The organism is Rhodanobacter sp. TND4EL1 (assembly GCF_054061035.1).
In genome coordinates, this window is the sequence record NZ_JBSSDT010000003.1 from 61,931 (window position 1) to 84,617 (window position 22,687).

Sequence of the window (22,687 nt, forward strand, 5' to 3'; positions counted from 1 at the left end):
CGTATGAGGCCCATGTCTCATCAAAGTCCGACAGGGTGCAAGCGGGAACGATGGGCTATGAATCGTCTTAAAGATGTTGGCGCAGAGATTCCGCGCCATCTTCGGCATGCCACTGGTCGAACCATACGACGTCGCGAAGTGGCATGCGCGGAAGCCAGCCTGCTGTTTCCAACTCTGGCTTTTTAAGGAAGTGGGTGACGTGGCCGACACAGAGGTAGGCAATCGGAACAATCGAGTTCGGAATCCCCAATGCTTCGCGCAAGTGTTGCGGATGCACGATGCTGACCCAACCCATACCAATGTTTTCTGCCCGCGTCGCCAGCCACAAGTTTTGTACTGCGCAGACCGCACTATAAAGATCCATCTCCGGCTGGTGGGTGCGGCCGAGTACGACGGGACCAGAACGGCTTCGGTCACAAGTCACGCAGATCCCCACCGGTGCATCGAGAATACCTGCTAGCTTGAGTGACTGATACGTCTGTTGACGTTTGTCACTGAACATGGAGGCCGCTTCCGCGTTCGCGATCTTAAAGGCATCGTGGATCCGCTGTTTCACACCGGCGTCCCGCACCACGATGAAGTCCCAGGGCTGCATGAAGCCGACCGATGGGGCGTGGTGAGCCGCGCGCAGAATGCGAGCCAGCACATCCTCGGGAACAGGATCAGGTAGAAACTGGGAGCGGACATCGCGCCGATTGAAGATGCACTTGTATACGGCATCTCGCTCCGCCCCCGAAAAAGTGACCTCCGATTCATTGCCAAAATGCATTGTGCTCATCCTCCACCACCTCGGACCCATCCCGTTGAGCACATGGTATCGGCTAGCATCGGTGCAATGCTGATCTCCGACTTGAAACATGGCCCATCCGAAACAGTGGTTGCTGAGCTGCGCGACTATCCCGAGTGGCATCGGCAGCGGCAACGATATGGCGTTTGGATCATTCCGGTGAATGATCCTGTGTTGCTAGATTACGTCGAAGCCGCGCGGCGGCGGCTGGCCGACCTGCTGCATCCGTCCCAGCAGCGCCAACCGCATCTGACGCTGGCCGTCTGCGGCTTCGAACAACCAGCACAAGTTGCGAATGACGACTTCACACCCTTGCAGCTACGTGATCAAATTGAGTCGTTGCAGCGTTTGCGCGGCGTTGCATGCTCGCTTTCATTGGGCGCACCCGACAGCTTCGCCAGTGCCGCCTTCATTTCTGTGACTGATCCGTCCGGGCAACTGACCAAGTGGCGCTCTGCCCTGGAAGCGCTGGCGAAAGGACTGCGGCAGGCCAACTACGTGCCGCACATCACCCTAGGCTTGTATAAACGCAAAGCCGCAGCCGAGGAAGTTCGCCAGCGACTGCGGGAGATCGATGCGCCGTCGGTGTCGCTGCGAATAAACCAGCTGCATTACGCAACGTATGACGCCCACCTTCAGTTCGGGCCGCTGGAAACCCGGCACGTCGTCAGGCTGGCATCCGCTTAGACCAACGCGACCAGTACCGCCGCTTCGACAAGTTCGGTCAAGGCTCCCAAGGTGTCGCCCGTCATGCCTCCTAGGCGATGCATGCAGGCATAACGCCAGCATGCAAACACGACCGTCACGGCCAGCAAGGCTCGCACGCCATGCCATCCGCACCATGACGCAAGGACAACGGCCGCCAATACGCCGGCTATGCAGGCCAGTCGGGGCGCGTGTGTCAGCGCACTGCCAAGGCCTTGGCTACGTACATAGGGCGTACACAGGAAGGCCACCGTGATGCCGGTACGCGCCAGCATCGGCGCCAGCCATAGCGCCGTGTGGGCAAGCGGCAAGCTCGCCAGTGCAGCAAACTTGAGCAGCAACACCATCACCACGGCAGTCACGCCCATTGGGCCGCTACGCGGATCTTTCATAATCGCCAATGTACGCTCACGATCTCCCAGGCCACCCACCCAGGCGTCGGCACTATCGGCCAGACCGTCCAGATGCAAGGCACCGGTCAATCCGGTCCACACGAGCAAGAGCAGCGCGGCCAGGAGCAGTGGCGGCAAGCTGCTGCCAATCCACGCCAAACTCCAAAGCACGCCTCCTACCAGCAGCCCCACCACGGGGTACCAAGCCAGCGAGGTGTTCGTTGCCCCGGCATCTTTGAATACCCATGCGGGCACCGGTACCCGAGTGAGAAAACCAAGCGCGGCAAGCAATGAACGCATCAGGCTGCCACTCGCCAGTGCAATGGGTGTAATGAAGCGTGCGGCACGTCAATACTAGTCATATCGCCAAAACCGCGCCCCTCGGACTCGCAACGCAACAGACGTATGACGCCGCCATGGGTTACCACCAGCACGCGCTGCGCGGTGGCTTCCTTCGCGATATCGTTCAACGCGGCAGACAGGCGATCGCGAAATGTCGCAAATGACTCGGCACCTGGCGGCGGGTTTGTCACCGGGTCGGCCCAAAACTGTCCCAGGGCAACACCCTGCTCCTGTGCCAGCTTCTCGATGCTTACCCCCTGCCAATCGCCGAAGTGATATTCCGCCAGTCGACTGTCCACACGCAGCGGCACGCCCTGCTGCGTGGCCAGTTCCCGCGCAAATTCAGCGCAGCGGCATAGCGATGAAGTGATGATGGCATCCCAACGGCGACGCGCCGTCGCCGCACGCAGTTGTGCCCACCCCAGTGGGCTTAGCGGATCGTCGAGCTGGCCCCGATAACCGCTCTGGCCAGTGTCGCCGTGGCGGAGCAGATCGATGCTTCCGCTCATGCGTTGCTCACCCCCGCCTGGGCAAACGTGGCCATGTCCGCATGCAGTTCACAGGCCAGACGCAACAAAGGCACGGCCGTCGCTGCGCCGCTCGCTTCACCCAGGCGCAAGCCAAGATCCAGCAGAGGATCGGCATCCAGTGCCACCAGCACCCGCGCATGTCCCTGTTCGTGCGAACGATGACCGAAAAACATCCAGGCACGGCACGCGGGATTGATGCGCACCGCAGCCAGTGCGGCAACCGTGGTGATGAAACCGTCGACAAGCACCGCTATGCCATGCTGTGCGGCCGCTATATAGGCACCTGTCAGTGCGGCGATCTCAAAGCCGCCCACGCGCTCCAGCCAGACCAGCGCATCCACATCATCGGGATAACGGGCCAGCGCGCGTGCAATTACCTCGACCTTGTGTCCGATGCCCTTGGCATCCAACCCCGTGCCCGCACCGGCCATTGTGGCTGGCGACTCGCCCAGCAAGGCACAGGCTAGTGTCGTTGCCGACGTGGTATTGGCTATACCCATTTCCCCGCCGATGAACAATTGCGCGCCAGCGGCGTGAGCTTGCGCAACGCTATCGGCACCGGTGCGCAACGCCGCATCGAGCTGCGCCGGTGTCATCGCCGCTTGCTCGCAGAAGTTGTGGGTCTGCGGCGCGATGATCGCCCGGCGCACCCCAGGCAACTCGCCCGGATCGTTCACCGTACCCAGATTCACCACCTCCAGCTGGGCACCGAGGACCCGTGCGAGCACGCTGATCGCGGCGCCGCCATGGGCGAAGTTGCGTACCATCTCGCCAGTGACCACTTGCGGGAAAGCCGACACGCCTTCCGCCGCGACGCCATGATCACCGGCGAAGACACTGATCCATACCTGCTGCACCGCTGGCCGAGCACTGCGTTGTAACCCGGCCAGACGAATAGCCTGCGTTTCCAGCGCGCCGAGTGAACCCGGTGGCTTGGTCAGTTGTGCCTGGTGGGCACGGGCGGCATTTTCGCTGTCCGCGTTGCTGACTGCACACGGCTGGAACAACCACTCATGACTCATGCAAGATTTCCTTTGAGAGGCAGCGGCAACCCCGCTGTTACAAACAACACACGTTCGCAGCGGGCCGCCATGGCCTGATGCAGGCGCCCCGTTTCATCCACGAAACGACGCGTCAACTCACCCATCGGCACCACGCCCAAACCGACCTCGTTGCTGACAATCAACAATTCGCCGGGTAGCGCAGGCAGGACATCGAGCAGTGCTTCGTATTCACACCTGAGGCGCTTGTCATCGGCATCACCGAGCAGGTTACTGAGCCACAGGGTAAGGCAATCGACCAGCACGCAGCGATCGGGTTGAGCGTAGGCACTCAAGGTGTCAGCCAACGCCAGCGGCTCTTCCACACTTTGCCATTGCACCGGGCGACGATCACGATGGTGTGCGATACGGGCAACCATCTCCGCATCGTGCGCCTGTGCGGTCGCGATATAGACCACCTCCAGCCCCGAGTCACGCGCCAGTCGCTCGGCCAGTGCACTCTTGCCCGAGCGGGCTCCGCCTAAGATCAGTGTGCGCATGATGGTTCTCCCGTGCCGATCAGCCTGAGCAGCGCGGCATTATCCAGATGATTCTCCACGGCATCGGCCAGCCGCTCGATACTCTCTTCGCGCAAGGCATGCATGTCTATTGGCGCGGCATCGCGCACACCCGCCCATGCCAGCAGCGCGGTCAATGCCTGCGACTGATCGAACAAGCCATGTAAATAACTGCCGAGAATTTGTCCGTCTGCGGACAGGGCACCATCGCTGCGCCCGTCATCAAGTAGGCTGGACGGGCAGGCCAAGGCATCGCCATCACTGATCCCGGAGTGGATTTCATAGCCACTGACCAGGGCATCCGTCCATGCAAGTCGGCCATGTGTACGTCGCAACTGCTTTTGTGGCTCCAGCACGGTCTCCATGTCGAGGCAGCCCAAACCTTCACTTGAGCCGGGCTCGCCTTCGAGGCCGTGCGGATCGTGCACGACTCGACCCAGCATCTGGAAACCACCGCAAATGCCGATCAGCTTGCCGCCGTAGCGCAGGTGCCTGGCGATCGCTGGCGGCCAACCCTGCGCGCGCAGCCATGCCAGATCGGCGCGAGTGGACTTGGAACCTGGCAGCACGATCAAATCGCAGGCCGTCGGCAACTCGCCTGGACCAAGCAGGGTCAGCTCGACATCGGGATGTGCGCGCAGGGCATCAAGATCGGTGTGATTGCTGATGCGTGGCAGGACCGGCACCATCACCCGCAACCGAGCCTGTGGCTTGTGCTTGTGCTCGCGCGGCAACGCATCTTCCGCTTCCAGTTGCAGGCCATGCAAATAAGGCAGCACGCCCAGCACCGGCTTGCCGGTTTCCCGTTCCAGCCAGTCCAGACCCGGCTGCAGCAACGCCATGTCGCCGCGAAAACGGTTGATGACAAAACCCGCTACTCGCTTACACTCGCTCGCGGACAACAGGGCCAGCGTGCCAACCAGGTGCGCGAACACCCCACCGCGGTCGATGTCAGCAATCAGGATCACCGGGCAATCGACCACCTCGGCATAGCCCATGTTGGCGATGTCGCCCTCGCGAAGGTTGATCTCGGCGGGGCTACCCGCACCTTCCACCAGCACCACGGCGTACTTTGCGACCAGCCGTGCGTGTGACGCCAGTACCGCATCCAGCGCAATGGGCTTGTAGGCGTGATAGCCGACAGCGTCCATGTTGCCGATCGCGTGCCCATGCACGATCACTTGGGCACCGGTATCGCTATTGGGCTTGAGCAGCACGGGATTGAAATCCGTGTGGGGATCGAGCCCCGCCGCTTGTGCCTGTACCGCCTGCGCGCGCCCAATTTCTCCACCATCCACAGTGACTGCCGAATTGAGTGCCATGTTCTGTGGCTTGAACGGTGCCACGCGTACGCCACGTCGGCGGAACCAGCGACATAGCCCGGTAACCAACGCGCTCTTGCCGGCGTCGGAGGTACAGCCTTGCACCATTAGGACCCGTGCGCTCACGGTAGGAACAGGCGCGCGGCGGCGCGTGGGTTGGATGGGTACGCGCTGGGACCGAGTCTCCGCTGCGCCCATTTGCCCAAAATGAAGACGCAGGCCAGCGAGTAAGTCGCGTGTGTGCTCAATATTGAGGTCCGAAGGTAACGTTGCATCATCTTGAACTACAGGTACGCAAAGGAACAATTTCAAATACCAATCGCTCGCATGCAGTCACTTCAATTTATGGATACGGCGCCTGACCTGATCCCGCCACGGGTCAGCAATGTAGCAAGCTAGGCTGTCCGACGAATGCACCTGTACGGTGGCGACCAGACAAGCTGCTGGCCTGAACGTAAGGTTTTGGTCGATACGTCAAGAGCAGCTTTTGACGGTGTGTACTTTCGGCAAATTGTGGCACGCAACCTTGATCGAGAGTCCGCTTCGCGGCGCGCATTTGAGGAGGTCAATCAGCCGACAGCAGCCGGTCGACTTCGACGGCTGCGCTGCCGCCGAGGCTGACTAAAGTTACGAGGAACGCTGGGCACAGTGGCTACCGATTAGGCTGGCGTCCGTGTCCAGCAAGTTTGACGTTTCCATCCAACCTTTAAGGTTCTCGCGTTCACATCTTTTGGTTTTTGCTGTCCAGAAGGTTGGCGTTTAGCAAAAAGGAGCGCGGGGAGCCATGCGAAGGAGGGCTCTGCCTGCCCGTCAGTCTTCACCATCTTCATCGTCTTCATCGTCATACAGGCCGTCGTGAAGGGCGAAATTGCCCTTCAAATGCAGGTCCAAAACGTAAGCGAGGCTGCATTTCTCGATGAAGCGATCGAACTCTTTGCCATCGGCATCCCGCATGGCGCTGTAGTCATAGGATTCAAATCCTGGACTGAACCACCTGAGGATGATCTGCATGTAGAGCGAGGCGACGCGGCACGCGTGGCGGAGCATGAGCACCAGCTCTTTGCTGTCCTCGTAGCCGCCGTAGTCTGCTGGCGGTCCCAAGGGAAAGGTGCCATGCGCGACATGGTTTCGAAGGTTACGCATCAGTTGAAGGGCGAAAGTCGGCAGCTTTTCGGCGCCGACGTCGATGCCTCCGACGGCTGCGTTGTGCTTGCTCTTGTATCGATTGAAGAGGCTGACGAAGTTACCGCAATGGTGCTCGAAGTCCCGAGGAGCCGCTGCCGCTCCCTCTCTTTCAAATAGATTATCCAGAAGTGCCACGGCCCGCATGCTGCCGGTCCGCTTGAGATCCTTCTTGGCTATCCCCTTCCGGATTGAAAGCGGCCCGTAGAGGTGGTCGACGAAGCGATAAGCCTCTTCCAAGCCATTGCAGACGAACACGAAGCGAGTCAGCGCGGTGGCGTGGGTCGTGTAGTGCTGGCCGTGGTCGCGGATGCTGTCGGCCACCGGTTCGCAATAGAAGGCATCTCCTGCGGTCGGCTCGTGCTTCCAGGCGTCGATCTCAACGGTTTTGAGCTGCGAGGCAAGCCTCAACCAGTCGCCAATCGTCTCAGTCCTGATTTTTGCTGTTCCGTGTTCGCTTTCGTATGTCGACGTGTTCCCGAGGTATTGGGCAGCGAAGGCAACCTCGGTCAAGTGTTCCGAAAGCCCTCGGGTTGCCGCGCAAATCGGGCAGCGCTGCGGCACGTCCAGCGGCGGATCATCGGAGCTCAGGTTTCGATGCCGCATCACTTTGTCATTTGTGGCAGACCGCGCAGGACCCGTTGCCCTCATCGACCCCGTAGATGTCGTCAATGTCGTCCGGGCAGGCCTTCACAGGCCGCAGCGGATTGATGGGGATGGCTTTTCGCATGCGTGCGCGGCGGACGTCATATTCCGCCTTGATGGCAGCCACACGCGAGGGCTCTTCCATGTCAGAGAGTGACTCCCCCTTCGACCAGGTGAATGGCGCCCCATGCTCCAGGGCGTCCTTTTCTAACGCCTTGGCGGCCTCATAGGCGTCAGGATGCTGCTCGCGCAACCTGACCCATTCGATCTTCTGTTGGAAGAAGCAGAACGTGCAGCCACTGCGCGAGCGCCACCCGTAATACTTCGGGTAGCCGACGCCGGAGTTTTCCAAAATGTCGATGACACCGGCCTTGTCGATGCCTGCCTCGCGGAAGGGCATCTTCACGAACAGGTTGTCAGCCTTGGCCACGTAGCCCTCGCGATAGTTCTCGTCGGCGCGGATGGCCACATAGGACGTGACCTTGTTGCCCGCCGCCAGCATAGGCCGCACCCAGTCCTCGAAGGGGGCGAGCTTCAATTTGCGGGTGCACCAGCGCGTATTAGGGTTGGGCAGGAAGTGGTTGTATTGGCGCAACCAGAAGCGGAAGTCGCGATTGGGGTTTAGACGCAGGATCGGTTTGCCGAGCCGGCCTTCGAGCTTACTGAGGAATTCGTAAACCTCGGGCAGCTCTTCGCCTGTGTCGGTGAAGAAATAGTCGATGTCGAGCTCGGGATGGTGCTCGCGCATGTACACGGCCAGCGCCGCACTGTCCTTGCCGCCGGAGATTCCTAGAACGTGCCGGTCAACCATTAGCCGCCTCCTTATCGATGGATACCAGCTTCATCCCAGCCTTGGCCAAGATCGCCAGTAATATGTCCGTATCCAACCCCTGACCTTCGAGCATCGAGGCGACCTCGCGTGCCTTCGCCTCCACCGTCTTGCGATGGCGATCAGAGATCGCGAACGAGCGCGAGATCGTCTTGGTGTCCGAGCCCGCTCCGATGACCACGGCGAAAGCTTCGCTATGAGCTTGGCGGCCTTGCACGGTCACAAAAGCCTCGGCTTCTCGGAAACGACGGGCGAACTTGGCCAACTCCAAAATCGCTGCGTCGATGTGCCGATCTACCCAGTCGCGCGGTGGTCTTTCGGCTGCCATGCTCAGGATGCCTTCGAGCGAGGTCCGTGAACCATCGAAGCTGGCTAGACGGGTCGCAAAGCCATCCAATTGAAGATCGCCCGAAATGCCGGAAACAGACCTCGCCCGCTCCCGCAGGGCTTTCAAGTCGTCCCGACTCGCATCGAGGGCTGCGAGCATCTTGGCCTCGACCTCGGCGAGCATCTTGTCGTAGGCACCAGCAAGTTCCCGAAGCGGCGCGCGCAGAGCCTTCACATAAGCCTTGTCGTTGTCGGCACTCAGCAGCGAGGCTAGGTCGACAAACAGGACCTTGTGCGGGTCGCTGGCTTTCAAGAGCATGTCGCGCATGTCTTTCGCTGTCTGGCTCAGCTTCGAAGTCCGCCGAGCCCATTCCGGCAGGTTGAAGACCATGGCCACCAGGCCACGGGCGGCCTCAAGCGGATCGGCCACCCCGGCGGTCTCACCGATCTCGGCCAAGAGCTTCGAAATGCCCTTGAGAATCCGGTTCTTGTCCTCGTCGATGGCTACCCACCGTAGCGAAAAGCGATCGGGATCCTGCAGGCACTCGTCAATGTCAAAGTCGGTGAGCCTGGGCACAAACATCCCATCCTTGTAGACGGCAATGTTGGCCTTGTGGGCGAGCAGAAACGCCGTGAGGATCACCGGCTGGATGCCCAACTTCATGCCGAAGGGAGGAGCATTCCAGAGAGCGTAGATTTCATGTGCACCAACGCGAGTGTTGGCGTCCGAGAAGAGTGTCCGCGTCGCATCCCACAGGGGCGCGAAGCCTTCGGCGAACCCTTCACCTGGTGGCATGCAACGCCAGGCTTCTGAAGCGTCTTGGCGGTGTAGTTCTGTACTTTTCAGCAACGTCTCGTAGAGCCCTCTCTCAGCTGGAAAGCCTTCGAAACCCAAGGTCTCTTGGCCTTCGGCGTTGATCATCGCGTGCAGAAGATCGCGACGAGCCTTCACGCTATTGCTCGACACACTGTCACGGTTGACTAGCTCGCTCCACACCGGTGGTGACTGACTGAACAGCTCTTCGGCGAGGCCAGATGCGACGGGCGAGAGCTTCGAGCCAGGCTCTACGATTTGCTCGGTTCCATCGTGCCACTTCGCTAGCGACACGGCAGCTTGCAGTTGGTCCTCGAGGTCAGCGCGGGTCGCGGCTAGGCGCGCGTAAACCTCGCGGCGGGCCACCGCGTCACCTGATAGCTCATGGCGATCTTTGACTTGCTCTAAGGCCACCAACTCCGCGGAGAGTTCGGCGATGCGAGCGTGGTTGGTGGGGATGCCCACCATCACTGGCCAAGGACGGAGCTTGGAACAGGCCTGCGCGCGGATACGGGCCGCTCTCGAGCTCATTCCCTTGCTAGGCAGAGCCAAGATGAAGGCACCGAACTCGCCTTTCTTTGGTTTGAAATTGACGGCAAGCTTCTCGGCTTGCTCGATACCGCACAGCGATAGCTCCATCCATCGCATGGAACCCGTTTCGTGATAGTGCCGCTTGGCTACGACGGGATGCAGGCCCACGAGTTGAGTCAGCCGTGCGTAATCGATGCCAGGCGAGGCGGCCAGAACTTGGGCGATGGCCGCGTCGATGTCGAAGTCGCTGCCTTCGAACACCGACCACGCGCCAGTGTAAGTTTTAAAGAGGGCGACCTTGAGCGAGCTGAGCTTGCGCAACGCGGCGTCGAGCTCTTCGGGTGCCTTGTCGTAGAACAGGGCGGCGACTACCGTCGAGTCGGCCGCAAGGCCTGACCCGTTGCGAAACAGGTCGATGACCGCAATATTCTTGATCAACGACACAAGGAAAGCGTCGCTTGTTTTCGCCTCGGCCCGCTCCACTGCTTCGACAGCCTGCGACCAGCGGTGGCCGTCGGGCGAAGCGAGGATCGCAGGCTCCAAGTTCGAGCGCAGATAGTCCCAGTAATCGCTTGGGCAATACCAGCTCGCTTCACTCCTGAGCGTCAAGTTCAGATAAGAGCGGAAGCCATGTGGTTCCACTGACGACAAGAAGCCGAAGGTGCTGCGCTCGTTTTGGCCAAATTGCCGCTTGGAGATCGGTCCCAGAAGTGCGGCCATGGCCGGATGAAGCGGCCAGCAGGCCTCCAAAGCCTTAGCAAAGTTTTGCCCCACAGCAGGCCGACGCGAGCGGATCGCCTCAGCGATGGACTTGGACGCCTTGCGCATCCACGGTGGCCGCTCCTTGACTTCAATCGCTCGGCCGATGAGCTCGACGACTTCGTCGCTCGCGGCCACGAAAGGCAGGTCGACATAGCGACCTTGGACCTTGGCCCAGTCGTCGCGGGTGTCAATGCCAAGGCGTGCCGAATATTGCGCGAAGGATTGATGCAGGACGCCCACGACAACCAAGCGACCTTCAGAGCGTGCGGCGGCCTCCGCGAGCTCTTGAAAGAAGTAGACATCATCCCCGGAGCCTAGCGCCGAGGCCTCCAGAAACTTGCCCATCTCGTCGATGATGACCAGCACGCCATCATGTGAGCGGCTCTTAGCCTCTCCCAGCAGCTCGGCGATCAACGATTGGGCATTGGGCTTGCTGCGACCGTCAACGCTTCGGCCCTGTGCGCGCCTGAGCGATGCATGCAATTCCGCGATGACGCTGCCGCGCCGGCCTACGGCCGGCACAAGTAACCATCCCTTGCGAACGGGAAAGGCTTTGTCGAAGGCGGGCTTCGAGTCAAGTCGCAATACCTCGCGTGCCTTGGCTCGGAGGTTTTTATCTGAATGCAGAGCGCTCGCCAACGCGACGGCCAGCGAACTCTTGCCGCCGCCGAACGGTCCAGTCCAGGTGAAGCAGCGTTGATTGGTGCCGGAGAGTTGCTTGCACATGCCATCGACCACGCCTATCGCGGTCGCGTGACAGATGTAGCCGGAGAGCGCGTCCGCGCGGCCGATGTCGGCATCGACTCGGATGGAGCGCTGGTATTGGGGCGAGATGTGGACGCTGTCCGACAGAGCCTGTTGCTTCTTGTCAGTCATAAGCGCGCCTGATCATGTTCTTGATGTCTTCCTTGGACAGCTCCTTGCGGTGGACCTGCCGCAAACCGGCGGAGTCAGTCCACTCGAGCTTGTGCCGGGTGAAGTCCGAGAGGGTAATCAGCCGTTGGGCGATCGACTCCTCGTCAAGTTTGAAGACTCGGCCCGGCGAGCCTTCTGCATAAGCTACGGTTTCGAAGGCTAGTGAGCTTTGGCCATCGGCCTCGCGGTTCCAGAAGTCGACCAAGGCATACGCAAAGACGCCGTCAGGCAACGAAGCCTTGGGACCGCGGCGGAAGGCGTATTGTCCTTTGTGAACCTCTTGCAGCAAGCCCAGTTCGCCAAGCAGCGGCTCTGCGAAGTCCTCAGGCGAGCCGCCGGCCGCTCGGGGGGCGTAGCTGCGCAGGCAAGTCTCCAAGTCGCGAGAAATAGTCGAGACTGAGAGACGGTGCTTCGGGTCGAGCTCGCGGGCATATCGCGCCAACGGCTCTTCGAGTTCTTGGCGTGTGAAGGTGGGCGCCGTCACATTGTTGAACAACCAATACCAAGTCGTCGAGCGAAAGCAGCGGCCGGCAAGCTGCCAATGGGCAAGCCATGCTGTGGCCGGATTTTCTGCATAGGGATCAAGACCCCCATCATCAAGAATTTCACCCGCAAGCTTCCTGACCCGAAAATCGCCGTGATCCTCGTACAAAACACCGCAAGCTAGGGCCCAATGCCGGATGGAGACAACCATGTTCTTGCCTACCCCAAACGTAGCAATGGCGGCGTCGTCGGTAAAAGTCGACTTGGGGATCCGGCCGTCTTCAACTGATTGATCGTAGGCCTTTTTTAGCCACATCTGACGTAGGGGGAAGGTTTCGTGCCCCGAAAAATGGGCCGGAATCGAGGTTGATGGTGCACGGTGGCGAGTCATAAACGCATTCTAGGCTCAACTGGCGCGTTTCACCAGTCAGCCTCCGACCCTTGGGCGCGAGACGCGGTTGCCCTAGTCAAGCCTACTCATGCTAATTGCGGCGTCAGCCAATAGCCGTGCCGCTTCGTATGCATCAGAGATGGTCGAATGGCGGCCGAATCCTACGCGAACGACTTCCCGTGCTTGATCGTCAGAGAGTCCCGCAGCTCGTAGTACGTGTGAGCGATGAATTGATCCCGAGGAACAGGCAGACCCGCTTGAGATACTCAACTTGGGGCTCACGCGCATGACGAGGTCATCGGCATCGGCCCCGATGAAGCGAATACTTCTCAAGCCAGGAAGATTTCGCTCGCCGCAATCGAATGTTTTGAAATTTGCTCCAAACTCGCTAAGAGAATTACAGAACGAGTTCGCGAGGGTTTCGGCATGTAGCGCATCACGCTCCATGCAATCTGAGGCTATTTCGCAGGCTTTTCCGAAGCCACTTATCAAAAACACAGGTAGGGTCCCCGGTCGAAGACCAAATTGTTGACCACCTCCAAAGAGTAGGGGGCGTATCAACTTTCTGACTCGAGGCGAAATGTAGAGGGCTCCAATTCCTGACGGGCCGTACATTTTGTGAGATGAAAGGCTCAATAGATCAACCCCCATTGCGGCGACGTCAATCTTTAGTCGTCCAGCCGTTTGCGCAGCATCGACATGCAAAACTCCGTTTTTTGACCTCAATACTTCTGAAACTTCCTCGATTGGCTGTATCGTTCCGATCTCGTTGTTGGCGTGCATGATGGAGGCTAGGTTAACGTCGAAGTATCCCGTTTCGATTATCTTCCTTGCGGCGTCAACCTCTACTCGGCCGTGTTTGTCGACCGAAATAGTCTCGACCGAAACGCCGCATGTGTTTAGATACGTGCCTACCTCAATAACTGCCTTGTGCTCGATTGCGGAATGCAAAAGTCTTGAACTATTCGGATTTTTAGAAAGAACACCCTGTAACGCGAGGTTGTTCGACTCCGTGGCTCCTGACGTGATGATCACATCACTCGGTGATGCTCCGATCAGGCCTGCGATAGCCTGCAAAGCAGTATCGATCGCCTTAGCGGCTCGCTGGCCAGCTAAGTGCCCGGCATGGGGGTTGGCATGGCTAGCTCCAAGCCAAGGGAGCATGGCTTCGACAACCTCGGGATCGGGTTGCGTTGAGGCGTTACTGTCCAAATAGATGGGGGGCGTCATAATGCTACCTTCAAGTCGTAGGGGCGACTCAAGATGCAATACCATGCCACATCCGACATGGGCTGTTGCGATGAAAAAGCTTGCGACGGACTGGCGTTTGGAGCCTCCAGACTTTGTGCGGAGCCGATCCTGAGGTTTCCCCACGAATCTTTTCCTTCAATCAACACGTTACGCGTAGATTGAAAGAACAGTGGGCGCATGACGCGGTCATTCCTCACGGGTTACGAAGCCAGAGGACACCACACCATGCGCGCGACCAAAGTATTGCAAAAGTGCCTTTACGACGCACTCGGTTCGATACATGCGCTGCGCAGTCGTGTGCTGCTGTGCGCCGTCGAGGCGGTGGTCCGCGGCGGGCGTCTGACGTTGATTGACCTGGCGCGTTCATGGCCCGGCACGACGCGGATCCGCGCGCCACTCAACGCGCTGGATCGCCTGTTGGGGAACGGCCATCTGCATGCGGAGCGCGAACGCACCCACAAGGCCATGGTGGGCTATCTCAAAGGCAAGAGGTCCAGCCCGCACGCCGGCGGCAGAGCTTAAAGCTTGGCTTCCGCCATCAACTCGGCGATCGGCATATCCAGCCCCTCTGCCACCCTGGCGAGGGTGGCCAGGGTTACGTTCCGTTCGCCGCGCTCGATGGCGCTGTAGTAGGCGCGGTGCATACCGATGGCATCGGCGAAGGTGTCCTGGCTGTATTCAAGGGCTTGCCGACGCTCACGCACGGCGGTACCCAATTTGGTCTGTAGCGTCACCTTGTCCATGCGGTGACCGTAAGCAGACGATACTTTTAGGGCTACGCCTTTAGATGTAGTCTACATATAAGTATAGATAGGTGATACGACGATGCCACTTCGATTGGTCGATGATGATCTGGATCTGTCTTTGGACATCGCGATGAACTGGAACTCCCGGGAAGCCTTGGGCATCCAGCTGGAGCGATGCCTGAGCACGGGCACCAACGCGCCATTCGAGTGGCGGTTGATCAACAGTCTGGCCAGCATCCTGGACGACGACCTCCAACCACCAACCAAGAGCCAGGTCTCGTACGCTCTCAGCATTGCGAAAGCGCTTGCAATATCGCTTCCAGGAGAGGCGCTGAAGTACAAAGGGACCATGAAGCAGTTCCTGAATCGCCATGCGCCGATGCTCCACGAGCACCAGCAGAAGCATTCAATGAGAGCGCAAGTGGAGCGGTCATGACGCTGCCGTACGAACGTACGCGAGCGGTCATCGAAACAAGGGAGTTCTTGAGGCTGCTGCTTGGCAACCGCCGAGTTCCGGCCTCGGTACGCAGTGAAGCCAAGTCGCTTCTGCGGCATTACCCGTCGGCCAATGAGGTGTTTCAGGCGGGATGGCACGAACTGGCTAGCCCAACCTATGTTCTGGAGCCAGTTTTCGACACCAGCGTCGACGGGAAGCCATCGGAACGTTGGCCACCACCACGCCAAGTAGAACTAACTGACCGCAACGAAACTTGATGATCTCGTTGCAGCGGCGATCCAAATTTCGAGAAGCGGCGACTGCTTATGGCAGTTGTCCACTTCACTAGATTCCGACAGGAGAAAGTGGTGACTACAACCGGGCACCTTGAAAGAATGTTGAAGCGCGCGTTCATGGAACCCGGAACCCGACCGCGCTTCCTGAAAAAGCTCCTAGCGAGCAATGCGTTCGTTTTCATCCAGCATCCGGAGGGCGAGGCACAAACGGTCTGGAACAGTCAAACCGTTGCCTGGATTCGCTATGACGGTGCGCGGGTAATTGCAATCTTTACCTCGGAGGAAGCGTTGAGCAAAGCTCCGATGCCGGGAAATTCCGCCTACAGCATCAACGTACAGAGTCTCTTTGAAGCAACCCCAAACACACATTGCCACGTCAATCCCGGGTCGACATACGACATGCAATTCTCGGCTGATGACTTGGCGCGCACCTTGGCAAGCATTGCGCAAGCTGGAGGTTCGACGAGATTGATGCTTGGCGCAGCTGAAAACGCTGCCATTGCCAAGAACCATCATTTGCTGACCAGCAAGCTGATGACCTGCCTGGCTGGAATCACCCAAGTCGAACAGGCCTATTTTCTCGAAGCTGAGCTCAGCCAGTTTCCGAGCCGGCCTCTGCAAATCGTCATCCTGTCAAGCGAAGATTGCCGTATCGCAGAGACGATTTCAGGTGCTATCGAAGGTGTTTACAAGAGCAGGTTGCCGGCGGAAGTTCGCGTTTTCCTTAAGGGATCGCCTGAACATCTTTCTATGAAGGCCGCAGGCATAGCGCCGTTTTACGATCGTGAATGGGGAGCCCGGTTGCTGCCGCTCAAGAAATAAATATGGCCGCCTGGCGCGGCCATGCTAGCATCGCGATGGGTGTTGATCGACGCCTGCTGCTCACATTAGCAAACCCGTAGTGGACGATCTCTACCTCGAAGCACCCGACTCCATCGATTACCTGGCCTAGGCAGTGAGCACCTAGCGCCCCACATCGAATTTGCGGAGACGGTGCTATGCGCACAATTAGCAGTTCGCTGCCACCCCGATCGCATTTGCGAATCGAGGAACTGGACGCTGCGGACCATCCGCGAATTGGCTTCTACTCATTCGATGGAAACTCGTTCCAGCCGTGGGATAGCTTCCTAAAAGCAGTACATCTTGGAATCGTAGCTCAGCGAGCTTACGCACGCGGCTTAACGCTCTTACTTGATTTCATAGAAACAAGCGGGGTAGGAACAAGCTCCGCGACGCAGTGGACTGACCTCTTGAGCGCGTTCGTGAGTTCGCTGGAACGTGGAACCATTGACGGATGTCAGGACCCCACGTTCTTGTACTGGCAGCCGCGCACCGGACGTGAAGTCCGCCGTATCTTGACGAACCTCGAACTTTTCTTCCGGCACGGACTGACCGGTTGGAATGGAATCATAAATCCCGTTGGAAGATCATCTCTAAGTGATCGTCTCGCGCAAGCACATCACCACCACAAGATCAGATATGGCTCACTTCTTTCGCATCTAAAGTTAAGAAACGGGGCGCCCCTCAAAGTTACCGCATCGGGGGTAGCCAGTCGCAAGCCGCAATTGCCAATTATGGCAACGAAACGCTTCCCAGAAATTCACTTCAATCGCCTTATGGCGGCAATCGCCGTAGGGCACCGTGCGCCTTGGGCGGTTGCAAGAGACCAGATGATACTTCTGCTTTTGCACGGGGGTGGCCTGAGAATAGGTGCACCATTCACCATGTGGTCCGATGACGTCTATGTAGATCCAGATGATAACCTTTCTTGCATTGTCAGGCTCTACCACCCTACGGAAGGTGATACGACGATCGTCGATCCACTGACTGGCAAAGCTTACCGTACGTCTCGCATCGCGCGGTTAGCGCAGCTCGGTCTTTCCCCACGGAATGAGGCCATCGGCCACGACAGACACGGCACAAAAAATCATCTACTAACCAATGGCGCTCACTATTCGACCATGTTTTGGCGTAACCCCAAAGTTGAAGGCCGAAATTTCAAGGCTCTCTACAACACATACATTAAATTTCGGCCTCGGCCGCTGGGCTCGCACCCCTATCTCTTCGTGTCCAGCAAAGGCCTGCCATATACATCTCGATGTTGGGCACAGGTTCATCGAAGGGCAGTCGAGCGAATCGGCCTTGAATACGCAAAAGATCGTGGAACGACCCCGCACGGACACAGACATGCTTATGGACATTGGCTCGGTGAGATTGGTATTCGCGGGAAGGTGAGGCAGGTCGCGCTCATGCACCGGAATATTCTTAGCCAAGAAACATACGAAACCCCCACGGAAGCCGAGTCTTACGCAGCCATTGAGGCTGCCCGCATCCGAGCTGGACTATGATTGTCCAGGGAAAGGCGTGGCATATTCAAGATGATTTCATTTCATCGTGCGTCAGCCCTTTTACTCATCATATTCTAATTACAAACTTGCATGAAACGAAATTCTGGATTAATCCCAAAAAAGCGACGACAAGTACAGAAGCTATTATTGCTCAGTGCCATAAACTATGGAAAACCCTTAATTCAGAACGACAGCCAAGCCGCCTACTACTTGACTTGACGGAAAAGCTGGCGAAGGCAAAGACCGTCCTACAGTACGCAAGGGTGTTTGATCAAATCATTGATCTCGAAGTTTTGAGAGTTAAGCCAAAAAAATATCACTACAAGACTGCGAGCTACGGCTCACCCGATTATCGCAGAATGGTAGAGTTTCTATCACGCCTCAACGAAGCTGGCATATTGGCTTGGCCAAAAATTTCTCCATGGCCAAGACAAAACCGATGGATGGAGCACCCGATTCGAGAATGTGTAGCAGAAGTGCTGCCGCTCCGAAATCGTTCTTCCCATAATTTAGTCACGCAAATCATTCGCGGCTGTATGTGTACTGTAGGGATTAAAAATGTGGGTGACCTTATCCCTGTAACTATCCGCTTACCAGAGCGATATAAAGGGCATATTGCGAAGTGGGCTAAAATCGTCATGGCCACCCAACGTCACGAGTACGGATTTAATCCTTTTTCGTTGGACGAATTTACAAGGAAAAAGGCGCCGCCTCGTCGTGACGTCGAGTTTCATTGGGCATCCGAATCCAATCAAGGCATCGAGGTGTGGCGAAAGTATGCCGCAGATTTTATGGCGGTCCAGCGGCTCGCAAAACCCAGTCGAGTGAGCGCAATAAACATCTTCTTCGATTATCTTATAGCGTCCCATTTAGAGCGCGATCCGGCAGTATATTTATCCGGGCTTGCTTCCGAAGAGTTTTCCACCAAAAATCCCCGACTATACAATTACGTCCATGAATTTATTGATTGGATGCTTCGAGAGCATTTTGCGGAGGAAATCGATGGATCGTTGCAAATAAAAAGGCCATTCCGAAACCCGCTTTCGAAGAAAACCATTGATTCGACAAATAAAGGAGAAACACATAGGGACGCAATTCCCAAGTGGTTGCTCGATCGGATTATAGTGGAGCTTACTCGAAACGACTACGAATGGGCCCGTAACTGGGGATCCAGTCACTCGGTTGGCGGCGACATGTTTCCCCAAATCGATCCGTCGACGGGCCTGACAATCTGGACTTGGTCACCGATTCGCGCCTTTGCTCTCCATGCCAAGCTCTTGCACCCTATGAGAGGGTTTCAGGTACGAATGCTTGATTCAGGTGAGGCGGACGATCTCATTTATGATTTGAAGCATAATGCCTTGTTACCGAATGTGAATAAGGTCAGATCATCGTCTGGATCGCGCGCGCAGAAAGGCGTCTTGCAAATATCGGGCGATCGTAGCACAGGTATTTCATATCCTTGTCTGTTCATAAACACCAATAAGACCGCGGATATCTGGCGTGATCCTGATGACCGCGGCTTTGTAAGTCCATACGCGCCAGATAACCTACTTGCTCTGTTATGTAAGGTTAGAGATTGGCAGACGACTTTTAATCCAATAGAGGAAGCAACTAAGTGGATTGATGTAAAGGAGCATTTCCTCAGCAGAACCGAGAGCCAATTACGTGGGATGGAGACGTGCTTTCTATTTCGCGACGCCGCAGGAAGAAATACCGCCCATCCGCTGACCGATGGGCGCCTGAATAACATGTGGGCCGCGCTACTCTATCGCGTGCAATGTGAGGTCAATGAAGAACTCGCGCTCAGTGGCGCTGAGACGATTCAGCTAGTGGCTTATGACCCACGTCACGGGCCAGTCCAACCACGTTACGACTTACACACTATCCGTGTCACGCTGATCACATCTCTGCTTGAGAACGGTGCGCCAATCGAGATACTTGGGAAGATTGTCGGTCATAAAAGTATCGTGATGACCGCTTATTACGCCAAATTCAGCCCTGCTTATATAAAGGACGTCATTGAAGCCGCGGTATCGCGCGAGGCTCTGACTGCAAAGGAGAGTTTCGTACGCGACAAGCGGACGATGGACTTTGAAAACGCATCGTCATTGGGCTGCGGAGTAGATGGTGTCGATGCTCTTCGCCAAGCCCGCGATGGGTTAGGCGTAGTTTTCGATGACGACGGCATTTGCCCCGTCAACAAGTCTCGCTGTGGTGACGGCGGACCGCGCATGACTGATCGTTTGTCGAAAAATCTATATGGGCCAGTTCCCGGTGGACAAAGGAATTGCGCTTCCTGCCGCTTTCGCGTAAGCGGTCCTCCATTTTTGATTGGTTTGATAGCCACGTGGAATGTAAAAAGCGCTCAGGCACACGAACTTGCGGGCGAGCGCAAAGCCGCTGTCGCCCCCTACCAGGAACTAATGCAACAAGCAGAGGCCGCACGTTCTGCTGGTGAGCGTTTCGAAGGTGCACCTCTGCTGGTGAAAGCACGCGCTGCCGTCGAATCTATTGAGAGCGCCCTGGACGCAAAACTCGCGGAACTCATCAGCGTAAATCGCCTAGTTCTTGAGTCTCTGGAGCTACTAAAGCTCGAAAATGTTGATAGCGAAGTGAGACTTATCGCTAACGATACGATGAGCCTGACAGAGGTGCAGGTTCAGGAAACCACAACTTTCGATCTATGGGATCGCGTTTGCCAATCCGCGGAATTTTTTACTCACGCGTGGTCTGAATCGGAAAACATCAGGGCTCTGAGCTTGCGCCGGTGGGATTGGGTGTTGGCAAAACTTGGTTTCAAGGAAAGCCCGTTGTTTTTGCTGGATGATCACACCGGCATCAAAGTCATAAACGAGCTTTCTCGGTTGATGCGAAGCAGACTTGGAACAGAAGAATTTTTGAAGTTTGCCGACAGTGGCATCTTGTCGCAAGCGAGTTGTAGGGCTGAGTTAAAGTCAATAGCGGTTAACGCGTTGCGTGACCTTTCTATAAGTAACGTGGATCGAAGGCTAAGCCATGAACCATGTGCGAAAGCGTGAAGGTAGACCGGCTGCGGGCGCTCTTGATGAAGCAGAGGGCCTTTACCTGCAAATTTGTGCTTCGGCACGTCGGAGCGCTAGACAAAAGAATGCTACCGCGGTGTGGGAATCTCTGAACGAGCTGATGGCGCAGGGAATTACTACTTTTTCGTACGCCACGATCTGCGAATCGTGCGCGAAGAAGGGTTCGACTCTTTCAGTTCAAAGTATTCGCAACCACGGTGGACGTTGTTATCGTGAACTGATCGCCGCCTTTGAGACCGCCGTGCGCCCTGTTCGCGCGGAGCGTCAAGAAGCTGCTTTCAGACATCTCCTGGAAAAATGTCCAGATTTGGACTTGCGGCTGCGCATCTCAGTATTGATCGAAGAAAGAGATCGCTACCGAAGAGACTGTGATGCCCTGAGGTTTATCCTCAAACGAACACGAGCGCAATCGAGCGAACCTTCAACCTTGGCCGTGCAGAAACCCGCCATGCGCTCGCGAAGTCTTTTGGCGTTGGCGAACTTCATCGATCCTCGGCATCTCATGGAGCTTGGTTGGACAGTTCAGTCGTCGGGAGCCATCGCTGATGGACTCAATGAACCTCTCACCGACCCAGGTTTCGTCGAATGCGTTACAGATGTACTTGAACGCCTCAAATAGTCGGCCTTTGTAAGCTTGAATCGCTTTGTAACTTAACTATTTGAGTACTGATACTCGTTTAAGTTATTGATTATACTAATGAAGTATTGGCACATTGGGCTTTCAGAAGCTGATTGATGGCGCAATACAGCAGGCGCCGCAGCCGATCCGGCAGACCGCGGTACTCACGCGGTTTGCTGGCGCAGAGACTGATAGACCGGGTTGGTATCCGGGCGCTGGCCGTGCCACAGCTCGAACGCATCGGCGGCGGTTTCCACCAGCATGCCCAGACCGTCCGCCGCATAGCGTGCACCGGCGGCTTTCGCCCAAGCCAGGAAGCTGCTGGCGGCGGCACCGTAGGACAGGTCGTAGCACAGCGCCCGCGCACCAACCAGCGAAAACGGCAGCTGCAGTGCCTTGCCCAGCACGCCGGCCGAGGTGGCGTGGATGATCAGGTCGTAGCTGCCGATGTCGGCCAGGTCCTTCCAGTAACGGGTATGCGCACGGGCCGGTTCGCCGATCGCATCGGCCAGCGCATCGGCCGCTTCGGGTGAACGATTGACGATGGTCAGGGTTTCCACGCCGGCGTCCAGCAGGTTCCACGCCACCCCATGGGCAGCGCCGCCGGCACCCAGCAGCAACGCGGTGTGACCGCGCAGGTCCAGATCATGGCGTTCGGTGATGTCGCGCACCATGCCGTCGCCATCGGTGTTGTGGGCCGCCAGGCGGCCGTCGTCCAGACGAGTCAGCACGTTGGCGTTGCCAGCGCGGGTGGCCGCTGCGCTGCGCTGCTCGGCCAGCACGAACGCGGCGGCCTTGTGCGGCAAGGTGACATTGGCACCCTGACCGCCGTCGGCGAAGAAGCGCCGGACCGCCTCGGCGAAGTCGGCCGGCGCCGCGTCGATCGCGCGGTATTCCAGTGCAAGACCAAACTGCTGGGCGAACGCGTGGTGGATCCGCGGCGACAGACTGTGCCCGATCGGATGGCCGAAGACGGCGAACTGGGCGACTGGCATGCGGTTTCCCCGAGTGAAGTTCGACGTCCATTCTACGCAGCGAAGCGTGGACGGGCGACGGTGGACGCGGGTGATGGCGGCGGTCGCAGTCGGTGAGATGGGCACGCGACAAGCTGCAACCAACTTCCCGAGGAGAGCAAGCATGCGCACGCCAGTCCTGGTTTCACCGCACCATCAACGCCTGCTCGGCGCCGCCGTGCTGTGGTTGTGCGCCGGTGGCGCGCTGCTGCTGAGCACCCTGGTGCCGGCGCACACCGAGCTGCTCGGCTGGACGCCGGCGTTCTGGCTGCTGGGCGCACCGCTGGTCGTGCTGACCGCGCTGGAACCCGCGCTGCCGCGACAGCTGCTGCTGTTGTGCCGGCCGCGCCGACGGTTGGCTCGCCAGGTGGTCTGGCACTGACGCCCACCACTTCGCC

At 57.9% G+C, this 22,687-nt stretch carries 20 protein-coding genes and 1 pseudogene; 8 read left to right on the forward strand and 13 right to left on the reverse strand.

Annotated features, from left to right (window positions below; translation table 11 throughout):
- Positions 1-67: 67 nt before the first annotated feature.
- Positions 68-778, reverse strand: coding sequence for a 5,6-dimethylbenzimidazole synthase (gene bluB / locus ACVWWQ_RS12095; protein WP_133949137.1), 711 nt, complete (start codon positions 776-778; stop codon positions 68-70).
- 57 nt (positions 779-835) lie between these two features.
- Here bluB and ACVWWQ_RS12100 point away from each other — a divergent pair, with 57 nt between their 5' ends.
- Positions 836-1,474, forward strand: coding sequence for a 2'-5' RNA ligase family protein (locus ACVWWQ_RS12100; protein WP_166669723.1), 639 nt, complete (start codon positions 836-838; stop codon positions 1,472-1,474).
- On the opposite strand, the gene ACVWWQ_RS12105 is transcribed toward ACVWWQ_RS12100, so the two are convergent.
- From ACVWWQ_RS12105 to ACVWWQ_RS12150, 10 genes are all read right to left on the reverse strand, one after another.
- Positions 1,471-2,187, reverse strand: a complete 717-nt coding sequence (locus ACVWWQ_RS12105) for an adenosylcobinamide-GDP ribazoletransferase (protein ID WP_133949133.1) — start codon at positions 2,185-2,187, stop codon at positions 1,471-1,473. The genes ACVWWQ_RS12100 and ACVWWQ_RS12105 overlap by 4 nt on opposite strands.
- A complete protein-coding gene (locus ACVWWQ_RS12110; protein WP_133949131.1) occupies positions 2,184-2,735 on the reverse strand; it encodes a histidine phosphatase family protein in 552 nt (183 codons plus the stop codon). Before ACVWWQ_RS12110 ends, ACVWWQ_RS12105 begins: the two co-directional genes overlap by 4 nt.
- Entirely contained in the window at positions 2,732-3,778 is a 1,047-nt protein-coding gene (cobT, locus tag ACVWWQ_RS12115) for a nicotinate-nucleotide--dimethylbenzimidazole phosphoribosyltransferase (RefSeq protein WP_133949129.1), read from the reverse strand. Before cobT ends, ACVWWQ_RS12110 begins: the two co-directional genes overlap by 4 nt.
- The gene (gene cobU / locus ACVWWQ_RS12120; protein ID WP_133949127.1) at positions 3,775-4,296 is read right to left on the reverse strand and encodes a bifunctional adenosylcobinamide kinase/adenosylcobinamide-phosphate guanylyltransferase; all 522 of its coding nucleotides are present in this window, start codon (positions 4,294-4,296) and stop codon (positions 3,775-3,777) included. Before cobU ends, cobT begins: the two co-directional genes overlap by 4 nt.
- Positions 4,284-5,762, reverse strand: coding sequence for a cobyric acid synthase (locus ACVWWQ_RS12125; protein WP_133949125.1), 1,479 nt, complete (start codon positions 5,760-5,762; stop codon positions 4,284-4,286). The genes cobU and ACVWWQ_RS12125 overlap by 13 nt, the downstream gene beginning before the upstream one ends.
- Before the next feature lie 684 nt (positions 5,763-6,446).
- The gene (locus ACVWWQ_RS12130) at positions 6,447-7,424 is read right to left on the reverse strand and encodes a hypothetical protein (RefSeq protein ID WP_133949123.1); all 978 of its coding nucleotides are present in this window, start codon (positions 7,422-7,424) and stop codon (positions 6,447-6,449) included.
- 7 nt (positions 7,425-7,431) lie between these two features.
- Positions 7,432-8,274 (reverse strand): phosphoadenosine phosphosulfate reductase family protein, encoded by an 843-nt coding sequence (locus ACVWWQ_RS12135; protein WP_133949121.1) that lies wholly within the window; start codon positions 8,272-8,274, stop codon positions 7,432-7,434.
- Entirely contained in the window at positions 8,267-11,602 is a 3,336-nt protein-coding gene (locus tag ACVWWQ_RS12140; protein ID WP_133949119.1) for an ATP-binding protein, read from the reverse strand. The genes ACVWWQ_RS12135 and ACVWWQ_RS12140 overlap by 8 nt, the downstream gene beginning before the upstream one ends.
- A complete protein-coding gene (locus ACVWWQ_RS12145; RefSeq protein WP_133949117.1) occupies positions 11,595-12,515 on the reverse strand; it encodes a DUF4007 family protein in 921 nt (306 codons plus the stop codon). The genes ACVWWQ_RS12140 and ACVWWQ_RS12145 overlap by 8 nt, the downstream gene beginning before the upstream one ends.
- A gap of 72 nt (positions 12,516-12,587) precedes the next feature.
- The gene (locus ACVWWQ_RS12150) at positions 12,588-13,790 is read right to left on the reverse strand and encodes a cysteine desulfurase family protein (RefSeq protein WP_133949115.1); all 1,203 of its coding nucleotides are present in this window, start codon (positions 13,788-13,790) and stop codon (positions 12,588-12,590) included.
- Positions 13,791-13,991: 201 nt separating this feature from the next.
- Between ACVWWQ_RS12150 and ACVWWQ_RS12155 the strand changes: the two are divergent.
- A pseudogene (locus ACVWWQ_RS12155) lies at positions 13,992-14,246 on the forward strand (IS4 family transposase); the annotation flags it as partial.
- Positions 14,247-14,284: 38 nt separating this feature from the next.
- On the opposite strand, the gene ACVWWQ_RS12160 reads toward ACVWWQ_RS12155, so the two are convergent.
- Positions 14,285-14,509 carry a helix-turn-helix domain-containing protein gene (locus ACVWWQ_RS12160; protein WP_133949113.1) on the reverse strand — a complete coding sequence of 75 codons (225 nt, stop codon included), beginning with the start codon at positions 14,507-14,509 and terminating at the stop codon, positions 14,285-14,287.
- An 82-nt stretch (positions 14,510-14,591) separates the two neighbouring features.
- On the opposite strand from ACVWWQ_RS12160, the gene ACVWWQ_RS12165 reads away from it, so the two are divergent.
- The 5 genes from ACVWWQ_RS12165 (at position 14,592) to gmtX (ending at position 21,276) form a co-directional block, all read left to right on the forward strand.
- On the forward strand, positions 14,592-14,948 hold the full coding sequence (locus ACVWWQ_RS12165) for a hypothetical protein (RefSeq protein ID WP_133949110.1): 357 nt from the start codon (positions 14,592-14,594) through the stop codon (positions 14,946-14,948).
- Positions 14,945-15,226: a BPSL0761 family protein gene (locus tag ACVWWQ_RS12170; protein ID WP_133949108.1), complete on the forward strand. Its 282-nt coding sequence runs from the start codon at positions 14,945-14,947 to the stop codon at positions 15,224-15,226. Before ACVWWQ_RS12165 ends, ACVWWQ_RS12170 begins: the two co-directional genes overlap by 4 nt.
- Positions 15,227-15,316: 90 nt before the next feature.
- Entirely contained in the window at positions 15,317-16,066 is a 750-nt protein-coding gene (locus tag ACVWWQ_RS12175) for an SseB family protein (RefSeq protein ID WP_166669722.1), read from the forward strand.
- Between the two features lie 1,522 nt (positions 16,067-17,588).
- Entirely contained in the window at positions 17,589-20,633 is a 3,045-nt protein-coding gene (locus ACVWWQ_RS12180; RefSeq protein WP_133949102.1) for a VPA1269 family protein, read from the forward strand.
- On the forward strand, positions 20,611-21,276 hold the full coding sequence (gene gmtX, locus ACVWWQ_RS12185) for a gamma-mobile-trio protein GmtX (protein WP_133949100.1): 666 nt from the start codon (positions 20,611-20,613) through the stop codon (positions 21,274-21,276). Before ACVWWQ_RS12180 ends, gmtX begins: the two co-directional genes overlap by 23 nt.
- A gap of 164 nt (positions 21,277-21,440) precedes the next feature.
- Here the strand turns inward: gmtX and aroE are convergent, their stop codons facing one another.
- On the reverse strand, positions 21,441-22,271 hold the full coding sequence (gene aroE, locus ACVWWQ_RS12190; RefSeq protein WP_133949098.1) for a shikimate dehydrogenase: 831 nt from the start codon (positions 22,269-22,271) through the stop codon (positions 21,441-21,443).
- Positions 22,272-22,413: 142 nt separating this feature from the next.
- On the opposite strand from aroE, the gene ACVWWQ_RS12195 reads away from it, so the two are divergent.
- Positions 22,414-22,671: a hypothetical protein gene (locus ACVWWQ_RS12195; RefSeq protein WP_099653289.1), complete on the forward strand. Its 258-nt coding sequence runs from the start codon at positions 22,414-22,416 to the stop codon at positions 22,669-22,671.
- The last annotated feature ends 16 nt before the right edge of the window (positions 22,672-22,687 follow it).

Bases quoted from the DNA above. Each gene is read 5' to 3' on its own strand.
- ACVWWQ_RS12145 (WP_133949117.1), bottom strand. From the start codon at position 12,515: ATGACTCGCCACCGTGCACCATCAACCTCGATTCCGGCCCATTTTTCG.
- ACVWWQ_RS12170 (WP_133949108.1), top strand. From the start codon at position 14,945: ATGACGCTGCCGTACGAACGTACGCGAGCGGTCATCGAAACAAGGGAG.
- ACVWWQ_RS12110 (WP_133949131.1), bottom strand. From the start codon at position 2,735: ATGAGCGGAAGCATCGATCTGCTCCGCCACGGCGACACTGGCCAGAGC.
- aroE (WP_133949098.1), bottom strand. From the start codon at position 22,271: ATGCCAGTCGCCCAGTTCGCCGTCTTCGGCCATCCGATCGGGCACAGT.
- ACVWWQ_RS12165 (WP_133949110.1), top strand. From the start codon at position 14,592: ATGCCACTTCGATTGGTCGATGATGATCTGGATCTGTCTTTGGACATC.
- ACVWWQ_RS12130 (WP_133949123.1), bottom strand. From the start codon at position 7,424: ATGCGGCATCGAAACCTGAGCTCCGATGATCCGCCGCTGGACGTGCCG.
- cobT (WP_133949129.1), bottom strand. From the start codon at position 3,778: ATGAGTCATGAGTGGTTGTTCCAGCCGTGTGCAGTCAGCAACGCGGAC.
- ACVWWQ_RS12180 (WP_133949102.1), top strand. From the start codon at position 17,589: ATGATTGTCCAGGGAAAGGCGTGGCATATTCAAGATGATTTCATTTCA.
- ACVWWQ_RS12150 (WP_133949115.1), bottom strand. From the start codon at position 13,790: ATGGTATTGCATCTTGAGTCGCCCCTACGACTTGAAGGTAGCATTATG.
- ACVWWQ_RS12160 (WP_133949113.1), bottom strand. From the start codon at position 14,509: ATGGACAAGGTGACGCTACAGACCAAATTGGGTACCGCCGTGCGTGAG.
- ACVWWQ_RS12100 (WP_166669723.1), top strand. From the start codon at position 836: ATGCTGATCTCCGACTTGAAACATGGCCCATCCGAAACAGTGGTTGCT.
- cobU (WP_133949127.1), bottom strand. From the start codon at position 4,296: ATGCGCACACTGATCTTAGGCGGAGCCCGCTCGGGCAAGAGTGCACTG.
- bluB (WP_133949137.1), bottom strand. From the start codon at position 778: ATGAGCACAATGCATTTTGGCAATGAATCGGAGGTCACTTTTTCGGGG.
- ACVWWQ_RS12135 (WP_133949121.1), bottom strand. From the start codon at position 8,274: ATGGTTGACCGGCACGTTCTAGGAATCTCCGGCGGCAAGGACAGTGCG.
- ACVWWQ_RS12140 (WP_133949119.1), bottom strand. From the start codon at position 11,602: ATGACTGACAAGAAGCAACAGGCTCTGTCGGACAGCGTCCACATCTCG.
- ACVWWQ_RS12195 (WP_099653289.1), top strand. From the start codon at position 22,414: ATGCGCACGCCAGTCCTGGTTTCACCGCACCATCAACGCCTGCTCGGC.
- gmtX (WP_133949100.1), top strand. From the start codon at position 20,611: ATGAACCATGTGCGAAAGCGTGAAGGTAGACCGGCTGCGGGCGCTCTT.